The organism is Halomonas sp. LMYGS-3, assembly GCF_059509875.1.
The window spans coordinates 22,064-34,185 of the sequence record NZ_JCAKFQ010000034.1 but is presented as its reverse complement, the minus strand read 5'-3'; the positions used below and the strand labels follow the sequence as shown (position 1 = coordinate 34,185).

Annotated in this window: 10 protein-coding genes; 9 read left to right on the top strand and 1 reads right to left on the bottom strand. The window is 66.9% G+C overall.

What is annotated here, in order from left to right:
- Window positions 1–398: 398 nt before the first annotated feature.
- The 7 genes from AC5W54_RS20370 (at window position 399) to AC5W54_RS20340 (ending at window position 8,190) form a co-directional block, all read left to right on the top strand.
- Window positions 399–1,367 carry a LysR family transcriptional regulator gene (locus AC5W54_RS20370; RefSeq protein WP_495963927.1) on the top strand — a complete coding sequence of 323 codons (969 nt, stop codon included), beginning with the start codon at window positions 399–401 and terminating at the stop codon, window positions 1,365–1,367.
- Between the two features lie 185 nt (window positions 1,368–1,552).
- Entirely contained in the window at window positions 1,553–3,040 is a 1,488-nt protein-coding gene (locus AC5W54_RS20365) for an aldehyde dehydrogenase (RefSeq protein WP_495963926.1), read from the top strand.
- Window positions 3,041–3,118: 78 nt separating this feature from the next.
- The gene (locus AC5W54_RS20360; RefSeq protein WP_495963925.1) at window positions 3,119–4,561 is read left to right on the top strand and encodes an APC family permease; all 1,443 of its coding nucleotides are present in this window, start codon (window positions 3,119–3,121) and stop codon (window positions 4,559–4,561) included.
- Window positions 4,562–4,650: 89 nt separating this feature from the next.
- A complete protein-coding gene (locus AC5W54_RS20355; RefSeq protein ID WP_495963924.1) occupies window positions 4,651–6,075 on the top strand; it encodes an aminotransferase in 1,425 nt (474 codons plus the stop codon).
- A 223-nt stretch (window positions 6,076–6,298) separates the two neighbouring features.
- Entirely contained in the window at window positions 6,299–7,000 is a 702-nt protein-coding gene (gene rpe / locus AC5W54_RS20350; protein WP_495963923.1) for a ribulose-phosphate 3-epimerase, read from the top strand.
- A complete protein-coding gene (locus AC5W54_RS20345) occupies window positions 6,997–7,332 on the top strand; it encodes a GIY-YIG nuclease family protein (RefSeq protein ID WP_495963922.1) in 336 nt (111 codons plus the stop codon). The genes rpe and AC5W54_RS20345 overlap by 4 nt, the downstream gene beginning before the upstream one ends.
- Window positions 7,333–7,344: 12 nt before the next feature.
- Window positions 7,345–8,190, top strand: coding sequence for a mechanosensitive ion channel family protein (locus AC5W54_RS20340; protein WP_495963921.1), 846 nt, complete (start codon window positions 7,345–7,347; stop codon window positions 8,188–8,190).
- 62 nt (window positions 8,191–8,252) lie between these two features.
- On the opposite strand, the gene AC5W54_RS20335 is transcribed toward AC5W54_RS20340, so the two are convergent.
- On the bottom strand, window positions 8,253–9,551 hold the full coding sequence (locus AC5W54_RS20335) for an NAD(P)/FAD-dependent oxidoreductase (RefSeq protein ID WP_495963920.1): 1,299 nt from the start codon (window positions 9,549–9,551) through the stop codon (window positions 8,253–8,255).
- A 104-nt stretch (window positions 9,552–9,655) separates the two neighbouring features.
- On the opposite strand from AC5W54_RS20335, the gene AC5W54_RS20330 reads away from it, so the two are divergent.
- Window positions 9,656–10,321 carry a phosphoglycolate phosphatase gene (locus AC5W54_RS20330; RefSeq protein WP_495963919.1) on the top strand — a complete coding sequence of 222 codons (666 nt, stop codon included), beginning with the start codon at window positions 9,656–9,658 and terminating at the stop codon, window positions 10,319–10,321.
- Between the two features lie 267 nt (window positions 10,322–10,588).
- Window positions 10,589–12,085 carry an anthranilate synthase component I gene (gene trpE, locus AC5W54_RS20325; protein ID WP_495963928.1) on the top strand — a complete coding sequence of 499 codons (1,497 nt, stop codon included), beginning with the start codon at window positions 10,589–10,591 and terminating at the stop codon, window positions 12,083–12,085.
- Window positions 12,086–12,122: the final 37 nt, after the last annotated feature.

Genomic DNA, 12,122 nt, shown 5'->3' with positions numbered 1-12,122 from the left:
TCTGGTACTCTCTCATTGGGAACATCCTATCTCTTGGCGGAGACTGGAGGTTCCCTTTGACCGCAGCACACGGTCAAACCTCGGGTAGTCCCCCGGCAAAGCCGGGGGATTACCTTATTTATTTAATGGTTCATCGCACTCTGGCGTGAATACCATTGTGGGAGCTCGGAGAACCCGAGCTCCCACACTAGCAAGCCGGTGATCAGCCAAGTCGTGGGTTTACCGCGCCCCGCGAGGACTTCGCCTCCAGGGTAGCCCCGGGCCTCAACGGAGGAATAGGTCGCTAACGGCAATTGAGAGCAGCGGCAGCCGGCGGCGCTAACGCCCCCGGGCCAGCCTTGGTATGCTCGGGCAAGGCGGCGCCGCCGCCTCGAGACCCCGAGCCCGGAACCACGTTGATGCGTCACTTTACCCTCAAGCAGCTGCGCTACTTCGTGGTGGCCGGCGACCTTTGCAGCGTCACCCAGGCCGCGCGCCAGCTTCACGTCTCCCAGCCCTCCATCTCCGCGGCCATCCAGCAGATCGAGGAGACCACCGGCCTGCAGCTCTTCGTGCGCCACCATGCCCAGGGGCTCTCCCTGACCCCTTCCGGCAAGCAACTGCTGGTGCGTGCCAAGCAGCTGCTGCGCGACGCCGAGGGGCTGGAGCGCTTCGCCGTCTCCCTGGGCGAGGAGGTCGGCGGCGAGCTGCGTCTGGTCGCTTTCCCCACCTTCGCCCCGGTCTTCCTGCCCCAATTGCTGCGCCGCTACGCCGACCGCTATCCGGCGGTGAGCCTGCAGTGCGACGAGATGAACCAGGCGGATATCGTCGAGGGGCTCGGCAAGGGGGACTACGAGCTCGCCTTCACCTACGACCTGCAGGTTCCCGAGAGCATCGACTTCACCCCCCTCTACCGCTTTCCACCCTATGCAGTGGTCTCGGTCCAGCATCCGCTGGCCGGGCGCGACAGCGTAAGCCTCGCGGAGCTGGTGGCCTTCCCCATGGTGATGCTCGACTGGCCGCTGAGCCGCGAGTACTTCCTGTCGATCTTCTCCCACCAGGGACTCAGTCCCTTGGTGGCCCACCGTGCCAAGTCCATGGACATGATCCGTGGCCTGGTGGCCAACGGTTTCGGCTTCTCGCTGTTCAATACCCCCCTGACCACCCTGGAGGCGCTCGACGGGGGGCGGCTCAAGGCGTTGATGCTGGAGGAAGAGGGACCGGCACTCTCCATGGGCATCGCCTGCCTGCGCGGCCTGCGCCTGAGCCCTGCCGCCGAGGCCATGCATCGCCTGGCCTGCGACGCCGAGTCGCTGGTACCCGCCCTGGCCCAGTTGGCGCCCTACCTGGCAATCCCTCCGCAGCACCTGAACGGTCAGCCCGAATAGCGGTCGTCCGTCTCCGGGGCGAGCGGCAGGTGGTTGTCGGCGATATTGCATCAGAAATTATGAAGCAGGAGTTAGTATAAAAATATTTTAGTTAAGCAATGGCCGCGGCTACCGTGAACTCATCGGCGGAGATTCGCGCTCCCGAACCTCCGAACAACAACATCCCTGACCCTGGAGTGATTCCCATGGCGGCACACGATCTTTCCCACTGGCGTGACCTGCGCAGCCGGCTGACCCTGCCCTCCGGGGCCTTCATCGATGGTCGGCGGGTGGACGCCTCCGACGGCGGCACCCTGACCACCTGGAACCCGGCCACCGGCGAGGCCCTCACCGAGGTCGCCGCCTGTGGCGAGGTGGAGGTCAATGCGGCGGTGGCCGCGGCCCGGGCGAGCTTCGAGGCGGGCACCTGGTCCCAGGCCGCGCCGGCCCATCGCAAGGCGGTACTGCAGCGCCTGGCGGCGCTGATGATGGAGCACCAGGACGAGCTGGCGCTACTCGAGACCCTGGACACCGGCAAGCCGATCCGCGATGCCCACGGCATCGATATCCCCGGCGCTGCGGGCTGTTTCGCCTGGTATGCCGAGGCCACCGACAAGCTGTATGGCGAAGTGGCGCCCACCGATGGCGACAACCTGGCCACCATCACCCGGGAAGCGCTCGGCGTGGTGGCGGCGGTGATTCCCTGGAACTTCCCCCTGGATATCACCGCCTGGAAGCTGGCCCCGGCCCTGGCCGCCGGCAACAGCGTGATCCTCAAGCCGGCGGAGCAGTCGCCGCTGACCGGGCTGCGCCTGGCCGAGCTGGCCCAGCAGGCGGGCCTGCCCGACGGCGTCTTCAATGTGCTGCCCGGCCATGGTCATATCACCGGCCAGGCGCTGGGCCTGCACATGGACGTGGACTGCCTGACCTTTACCGGCTCCACCGCCACCGGCAAGCGTTTCCTCGACTATGCCGCTCGCTCGAACATGAAGCAGGTGTGGCTGGAGTGCGGCGGCAAGAGCCCCAACCTGATCTTCGCCGACTGCGATGTAGAGGCCGCCGCCGCCGCCGCGGTGCAGGGCATCTATTTCAACCAGGGCGAGGTGTGCTCCGCCAACTCGCGGATCCTGGTGCAGCGCGACATCAAGGAAGCCTTCGTGGCCCACTTCGTCGCGGCGGCCGCCAAGCTCAAGGTGGGCGACCCCCTCGACCCGGAGACCAACGTCGGCTCGCTGATCGACAACGACCACGCCCAGAGGGTGCGCGGCTTTATCCGCCTGGGCGTGGAGGAGGGCGCCAGGCTCGCCCTGGGCGAGGCGCCGGTGGCGGATGCCGAGGGCGCCTTCGTCTCACCGACCCTCTTCGAGGGCGTGACGCCGCAGATGACCATCGCCCGGGAGGAGATCTTCGGCCCGGTGGCGGCACTGATCGAGTTCGCCGACGAGGACGAGGCGGTGTCCATCGCCAACGATTCCATCTACGGCCTGGCCGCCTCGGTGTGGACCCGCGACCTTTCCAGGGCCCACCGAGTCTCCCGGCGTCTGCGGGCCGGCACCGTCTCGGTCAACACCGTGGATGCCATCGACTTCAGCACGCCCTTCGGCGGTTACAAGCAGTCCGGCTTCGGCCGGGACCTCTCCCTGCATGCGCTGGACAAGTTCACGCAGCTCAAGACCACCTGGATCCGCCTGTAACCCCTTCGCAGCGCGCTGCCCCTCGGCATCGAGGGGCGCTTTTCCCATTGAGGGCACAACAATAATTAGGTGACGACAATGCAAGAGACACAGACCACCCATGCCGCCGCGCCCGGCGCGGCCTTTTCGACCGCCAAGCCCCGCGCCGCCCTGGGCATGAAATCACTGCTCGCCGTGGCGGTGGGCCTGGTGGTGTCCCAGGGCGTGATGGTGATCATGCTCCAGGGGGTCGGCATCGCCGGTGCCGCCTTCATCGTGCCCCTGGCCATCGCCTGGGTGCTGGCGCTCTGCTATGCCGCCTCCTTCTCGGAGCTGTCGCTGATGATTCCCCGGGCCGGTAGTTTGAGCGCCTACACCGAGGTGGCTCTCGGCCACTTCCCGGCGATCCTCGCGGTCTTCTCCGGCTATGTGGTGGTGGCGATGTTCGCGCTCTCCGCGGAGCTATTGCTGGTCAACTACCTGTTGGGGGTGCTCTATCCCGGCCTGGGGGGCGGCCTGTGGATCGCCTTCGGGCTGCTCGGCCTCTTCACGGTGCTCAACCTGCTGGGGATCGATGTCTTCGCCAAGCTGCAGAACCTGCTGGCCTTCGTGATGGTGGTGGCCCTGACGATGCTCGGTGTCAGCGCCCTGACCGGCGGCTTCGCGCCCCACGAGATCCCTGCGGGTCAGATCTTCGGCGAGTTCAACCTGGGCGACGGCGCCCTGACCCTGATCGCCCTGGCCATCTGGGGCTATGTGGGGGTGGAGTTCGTCTGCCCGCTGGTGGGGGAGAGCCGCAATCCGGCGCGCAACATTCCCCGCGCCATGTTTATCGGCCTGACGGTGATCTTCGGCGTCTTCCTGCTCTACTGCCTGGGTGCGCTCTTCTACATTCCCCGCGAGACCCTGATCAACGCCGAGCTGCCCCACCTGGCGTATGCCACCGCGGCCTTCGGCGGCTCCGGCACCTTTCTGCTCGCCGTGGCGGCGGTCACCGCCACCTGCAGCACCCTCAATACCTCCCTGGCCTCGGTGCCGCGCATGCTGCAGGGCATGGCCGAGCAGGGCCAGGTCTTCCCGACCCTCGGTCGGCTGACGCCGAAGAGCCGGGTGCCCTGGGTGGCGGTGCTGTTCATTGCCGGCGTCACCGGCCTGCCGCTGCTGATCTGGGGCAATGATCCGGGCACCGTGGGCCTGCTGCTGGTGGCCGCCGCCATTGCCTGGCTGCTCGCCTACATCATCGCCCACGTCAACGTGATCGCCCTGCGTCGCCGCTACCCCGACGCCAAGCGCCCCTTCCGCACGCCCTTCTACCCGCTGCCCCAGGTGATCGGTATCGCCGGCATGGTCTACGCCATCGTCTATGCCTCGCCGGCCCCCGAGCTGACCGCCTGGATCTTCACCAGTGCGGGGGTGGTGCTGGGCATCGTCAGCCTGGTGGCCATCGTCTGGATCAAGGGCGTAATGAAGAAGCCGCTGTTCCGCCCCGAGCCCCTGGATGCGCTGATGGCCGACACCGGAAGCCAAGCGCGCAACGACTGATCACGAGATCCGGCGTCGGGTCACCGGCCCGACGCCACGCCTAGCCCCCACGAACCACCGCACGACCCCCGAACGAACAGGAGTGACCCATGAACAGCCTCAACCCCAACCTGGCCGCCGTCGACGCCGCCGAGAAGCAGAACGTCTGGGAAGCCGATCGCGATCACTTCATGCACCCCTGGACCGACTTCTCCACCTTCAAGGAGACCGGTTCCATGGTCTTCACCTGCGCCGATGGGGTCTCCATCCAGGACGCCGACGGCAAGCGCTACCTGGACGGCATCGGCGGCCTGTGGTGCGTCAATATCGGCTATGGCCGCAAGGAGATCGCCGAGGCGGTGGCGGAGCAGATCTGTGCCATTCCCTACTTCTCCACCTTCGGTCACCACACCACGCCGCCGGCGGCCAAGCTCGCCGCCAAGCTGGCCGAGCTGGCCCCGGGGGACCTCAACCACGTCTTCTACGGCTGCGGCGGGTCGGTGGCCAACGACACCGCGGTGCGCCTGATCCACTTCTACTTCAACCAGCTGGGCAAGCCCACCAAGAAGCAGATCATCTCGCGCATCGACGGCTACCACGGCAGCACCTACATGGCCATGTCGATCACCGGGGTCAAGGTCGACCATATCGGCTTCGATATCGACGAGCAGCTGGTGCACCACATCTCCTGCCCCAACCCCTATCGTCGCGACCCGGGGCTCAGCGAGGAGGCGTTCTGCCGCCAGAAGGTGCAGGAGCTCGAGGACAAGATCCTCGAGATCGGCCCGGACAACGTGGCCGCCTTCTTCGCCGAGCCGATCATGGGCGCCGGCGGGGTGATCGTGCCGCCCAAGGGCTACCACAAGGCGACCCTCGAGGTGTGCCGCAAGTACGACGTCCTCTACGTCTCCGACGAGGTGGTCACCGCCTTCGGCCGCCTCGGGCATATGTTCGCCTCCGAGGACGAGTTCGACATCGTTCCGGACATCATCACCTGCGCCAAGGGCCTCACCTCCGGCTACCTGCCGCTGGGCGCCACCATCTTCTCCGACCGCCTCTACGAGGTGATCAGCGAGCCCCAGGCCGAGGGCGCCATCTTCACCCACGGCTTCACCTACTCCGGCCACCCGGTGAGCTGTGCCGCGGCGCTGAAGAACATCGAGATCATCGAGCGCGAGGGCATCTGCGAGCATGTGAAGGAGGTGGGCGCCTACTTCGAGGCACGCATCCGCGAGCTTGGCGAGCTCGACCTGGTGGGTGACGTGCGTGGTCGCAAGTTCATGATGTGCCTGGAGAACGTGGCCGACAAGGCGACCAAGGAACTGATCGACCCAGCGGCCAAGGTGGGCAATCGCATCGCCGAGGCCTGCCAGAAGCGCGGCCTGATCGTGCGCCCCCTGGCGCATATGAACATCCTCTCGCCGACCCTGATCCTGACCCGCGAGGACGTCGACTTCGTCGCCGAGACCCTCAGGGAGAGCATCCTCGAGGTCACCGAGGGCCTGCGCGCCGAGGGCTACCTGGTCCGCTGCTAGGTTGTGTGGTCTCGGCCATCACCTACGTCTCCGTCAGCCTGCTGGCGCGTGGACGCGTCACCGGCATGTCACGGCAGTGGACGGCCAACCGAGCGGCGGAGGGGCATTGCTCGAGAATACCGGAAGCCATGGCTTGGCCTGCCTGCGGTGAGTCACACGGAGGCGGGCCGGGCTGGTAGAATGGGCGTTTCAGCACCGCACCACAGAACCGGATGGAATCCCCATGCCCGACGCGACCCGCGACTTCCTCATCGCCCCCTCGATCCTCTCTGCCGACTTCGCGCGCCTGGGCGAGGAGGTGGACAATGTGCTGGCTTCCGGCGCCGATATCGTCCACTTCGACGTGATGGACAACCATTACGTGCCCAACCTGACCATCGGGCCCATGGTCTGCGAGGCGCTGAGGAAGCACGGCGTGACGGCGCCCATCGACGCGCACCTGATGGTCAAGCCCGTGGATCGCCTGATCAGCGACTTCATCGACGCCGGGGCCACCTACATCACCTTCCACCCGGAGGCCTCGGACCACATCGACCGCTCGCTGCAGCTGATCCGCGACGGCGGCTGCAAGGCGGGGCTGGTGTTCAATCCGGCCACGCCGCTGTCGTTCCTCGACCACGTGATGGACAAGGTCGACATGATCCTGCTGATGAGCGTCAATCCCGGCTTCGGGGGCCAGTCGTTCCTGCCCGGCACCCTGGACAAGCTGCGCTCGGCACGACGCCGTATTGACGCCACGGGGTTCGATATCCGTCTCGAGATCGACGGTGGCGTCAAGGTCGAGAACATCGCCGAGATCGCCCGGGCCGGGGCCGATACCTTCGTCGCCGGGTCGGCGGTGTTCAAGGCCGGCAACGAGGCCGACCCGCACCGCTACGACAGCGTGATCCGCGACTTCCGCGAACAACTGGCCGGGGTCAGGTGAGTCCCACCCCGGATGACGCCGCGGCGCCGCCGCGGTGGTCCCTCTACCTGATCGAGACCGCCGGCGGTGCCCTCTATACCGGCATCACCACCGACGTGGTGCGACGCCTGGCCGAGCACGATGCCGGCCGCGGCGCCAAGGCCCTACGCGGTCGAGGCCCCTTGCGGCTGGTGCACCACGAGGTGGTGGGCAGCCGGGCCGAGGCGCTTCGCCTCGAGGCCGCCGTGAAGCGGCTCGCCGCCCCGGCCAAGCGCGCCTGGCTGGCGGATCGCCTGAAAGCGAACCATAAAGAAGGGCGGGATGACCCACCGGGGCATCCGGGATCACGTTAGCCAGGAGGGAACATGGATCTGCAATGGATAAGCAACTACCTGCAACTGCAGGGCACCAATCTCATCGTCAACCTGGTGGGGGCCGTCGCGATCTTCGTGATCGGGCGCTGGGTGGTCAAGGCGGTGCATCGTCTGGCGCTGCGGGCCATGGAGCGCAGCAGGCTCGACCCCCTGCTGATCAAGTTCCTCGGCAACATCCTCTATGTGTTGCTGCTGGTCTTCGTGGTACTGGCGGCGATCAACCAGGTCGGGATCCAGACCACTTCGCTCATCGCGGTGATCGGTGCCGCCGGCCTGGCGGTGGGGCTGGCATTGCAGGGCTCGCTGGCCAACTTCGCCGCGGGGGTCCTGGTGATCATCTTCCGCCCCTACAAGATCGGTGACTTCGTCGAGGCGGGCGGCGTCGCCGGGGTGGTCGACAACGTGCAGATCTTCACCACCGAACTGAAGACCGGCGACAATCGCCGGATCATCGTGCCCAACGGCCAGATGATGAACGGCGCCATCACCAACTACTCTGCCCATGACACGCGCCGGGTGGATCTCACGGTCAGCGTCGGCTACGACGACGATATCGACACCGTGCGCCGGGTGCTCCAGGCGGTGGTCACCGACGATGCCCGCGTGCTCGAGACCCCGGCGCCCAATATCCGCATGAACGCCATGGGGGAATCGAGCGTCGACTGGATCGTCCGCCCCTGGGTACCGGCGGCGGACTACTGGGACGTCTACTGGGAGATGACGGAGGAGATCAAGCGCCGCTTCGACGCCGAGGGCATCAGCATTCCCTTCCCCCAGCGCGACGTGCATGTCCATCACCACGACGCACGGAGCGACGCGGTGGCCCTCGAGCGCTGAGTCGCCGCCGCGTGCGCGGGGGCCGCCGGGGTTCCCCGGCGGCCGGTGGTGTGGCGGCCGACTCAGTGCAGCTTCATGCGCGGCTTGAGGAAGCGGTTGAGTCCATCCACCACCACCATCAGGGCGGTCTTGAGGCTGCCGTGGATGGCGCGCTGGTGCATGCGGTAGAGCGAGGCGTAGAAGAACTTGGCCAGATGGCCCTCGATGAACAGGCTGCGTGCCGAGGCGCCGCGCATCAGGCTGCCGATGGCGTCGAAGTGGGCCAGCGAGATCAGCGAGCCCCGGTCCCGGAACACGAACGGCTTGAGCGGCCTGCCGTCGAGCCGGGCCCGCAGGTTGCGATACAGCCGGTTGGCCTGCTGGTGGGCGGCCTGGGCCCGAGGCGGGACCATCGAGCCGTCTTCCTGGGGACAACTGGCGCAGTCGCCGAAGGCGAAGATGTGAGGATCGTCGACGCTCTGCAGGGTGGCATCGACCTTGAGGCGGTGGTTGCGCTCCGTCGCCAGCCCCAGTGTCGAGAGAAAGGCCGGGGCCTTGATGCCGGCGGCCCAGACGCTCAGGTCGGTCTCGATCCGCTCACCGGCGGCGGTGACGATGGCGGACGGTTCGACCTCGGTGACCCGCGTCGCCACGTGCACCCGCACGCCCAGGCGCTCCAGTTCGGTGTGTACCGCTCGACTGATGCGGTCGGGCAGGGCCGGCAGGATGCCCGGTGCCGCCTCGATCAGGTGGACTTCGAGCTGCTCGCTCTCGAGCAGGGTGAAGCCATAGCTGTGGAGCATCTGGGAGGCGTCGTAGAGCTCGGCGGCCAGTTCCACGCCGGTGGCGCCAGCGCCCACGATGCCCACCACCATCCGCGGCTTGGACTGCTGTTGCGGGGCGTTGTAGCGCAGGAAGGTGTTGAGCATGTCCCGGCGAAAGGCCTCGGCCTGGCCGGGGCTGTCCAGGAAGTGGCAGTGCTCGCTCACCCCCGGGGTGTCGAAGTCGTTACTGACACTGCCGACCGCGATCACCAGCTCGTCGTAGGTCAGGGTCCGGGCCGGCAACACCTCCACGCCGTCGTCATCATGGATCGGCTCCAGGGTCAGCGAGCGAGCCTCACGGTCCAGGTCACACAGGGTGCCGAGTTGGAAGCGGTAGCCGTGGGCCCGGGCGTGTCCCTGATAGGCGATCTCGTCGAGACCGGAATCCAGCGCACCGGTGGCGACCTCGTGCAGCAGCGGTTTCCAGATATGAGTCGAGTTGCGGTCCACCAGCACGACCTCGGCCTTGCCCCGCCTGCCGAGTCGGCGGCCGAGCCGGGTGACCAGCTCCAGCCCCCCGGCACCGCCGCCGACGACCACGATCCTTGGTATGTTCATGGATAGATTCCTGAAAAAATGAGGCTACCAGCATAAGCCGTGCCGTATTCCCTGCCCATGGGCAATCCGGCACAATGAGAACTTTCCTGCAGCGGAGGGTACCCATGCACCCACTCCTCGATGGCGTTCGACTGGTGACCTTCGACCTCGACGGCACCCTGGTCGATTCCGTGCCCGACCTGGCGGTGGCGGTGGACGCCACCCTGGTCGACCTCGGGCTGGTAGCGGCCGGCGAGGCCCGGGTGCGTAACTGGGTCGGCAACGGCTCGCTCAAGCTGATGGAGCGGGCCCTGACCGATGCCCTGGGGAGTTCGCCGACCGACGAGTGGCTGGAACGTGGCCACCGGGGGTTTCTCGAACACTATGGCCGCGACCCGGCGTCACGCACCCGGCTCTACCAGGGGGTACGCGCGGCGCTGGATGGGCTGCGGGCGCGTGGGCTACCGCTGGCGCTGGTGACCAACAAGCCCTTCGCCTTCATCGCGCCGGTACTCGAGGGCGTCGGCCTGGAGCACTATTTTGGCCTCTGCCTCGGGGGGGACAGCCTGCCGCAGAAGAAGCCCGACCCGGCGCCGCTGCTGTATCTGGCGGCCCACTTCCAGGTGGTACCGGCGGCCTGCCTGATGGTGGGGGATTCGCGCCACGACGTCGCCGCTGGCCGGGAGGCGGGCTTTCGTACCCTGGCGGTGACCTACGGCTACAATCATGGCAAACCGGTGCGCGACAGCGGCCCCGATGCCGTGGTTGAATCGCTGGCGGAACTCGTTTAGGGTAACTTTGGCTGTCGCTATGAGCGCTGCCTGGTCAATGTATTTTCGCTATCACTCTTCCCTCGCGGGAAACGCTTCGATGGACAGCCGCATGACGCTGGATGACCTCTCCGATCGCGGCGGCGACCCCCTGACGGTTGCCGCCTTCCCGACTGCGCCGCTCGCCGTGCCCGGCGGCTGGCGATGGTGACGCTCTATCGCTGAGCGGAGTTCCGCTCGCCTTCGACGCCACCATCGTCACCTTCCACCATCGAGGATCCGGGCATGATGACCCCCGAACGTTTCCGTGAGCTGGCGGCGGCCGGCTACAACCGCATTCCAGTCACCCGCGAGGTGCTGGCCGATCTCGACACGCCCCTGTCCACCTATCTCAAGCTCGCCGACGAGCCGTGGACCTTCCTGCTGGAGTCCGTGCAGGGCGGCGAGAAGTGGGGCCGTTACTCGATCATCGGCCTGCCGTGCCGCGAGCGCATCGAGGTGCGCGGCTTCACCGTCAGCCATGTCGTCGACGGCGAGCGCCAGGGCGTGGCCGAGGTGGAGGACCCGCTGGCCTGGGTCGAGCAGTTCCAGGCGCGCTTCAAGGTGCCGCGCCTCGACGACCAGCCGCGTTTCGACGGCGGCCTGGTGGGCTACTTCGGCTACGACACCATCCGCTACATCGAGCCGCGGCTGCGCGGCCCCCATGTCGATGCCAAGCCCGACCCCATCGGCGTGCCGGACATCCTGCTGATGGTCTGCAACGACCTGGTGGTGTTCGACAATCTCTCCGGCCGCTTGACCCTCTGGACCCACGTCGACCCCGCCGAGGCAGATGCCTTCGAGCGTGGCGTCGAGTACCTGGAACGGCTGGAAGTGCGGCTGCGCAGCGCCACCCTCAACACCATCAGCCCCGGTACCGGCGGGGCCGCGGTGGAGGAGGGACACTTCACCTCGGGCTTCACCGAGGCGGGCTTCAAGGCCGCGGTGGAGACGATCAAGGAGTACGTGCTGGCCGGCGACGTCATGCAGTGCGTTCCCTCCCAGCGCATGTCGATTCCCTATCGGGCCTCGCCGCTGGATCTCTACCGGGCGCTGCGCAGCCTCAATCCCTCGCCCTACATGTTCTTCCTCAACCTCGACGACCATCAGGTAGTGGGCTCCTCGCCGGAGATCCTCACCCGCCTCGAGGACGGCGAGGTCACCGTGAGGCCGATCGCCGGGACCCGGGTGCGCGGCAAGACGGACGAAGAGGACAAGGCACTGGAGGCCGACCTGCTGGGGGATCCCAAGGAGGTGGCCGAGCACCTGATGCTGATCGACCTGGGCCGCAACGACGTGGGGCGCATCAGCGAGACCGGCTCGGTGAAGGTTACCGACCAGATGGTGGTGGAGCGCTACTCCCACGTCATGCACATCGTCTCCAACGTCACCGGCCGGCTGAGGCCGGGGCTCTCGGCCATGGATGTGCTGCGGGCGACCTTCCCGGCGGGTACGCTCTCCGGTGCGCCCAAGATTCGCGCCATGGAGATCATCGACGAGCTGGAGCCGGTCAAGCGCGGCATCTACTCCGGAGCGGTGGGTTATCTCTCGTGGCACGGCAACATGGATACCGCCATCGCCATCCGAACCGCGGTGATCAAGGGCGGCGAGCTGCATGTTCAGGCCGGCGCCGGCATCGTGGCCGACTCGGTGCCCGAGATGGAGTGGCAGGAGACCCTCAACAAGGGGCGCGCCCTGTTCCGCGCCGTGGCCATGGCCGAACGCGGCCTCGATAATCTCGAGTAACGATGATCTCGGTGACCCGGGGTTCTCGAGAGACCTG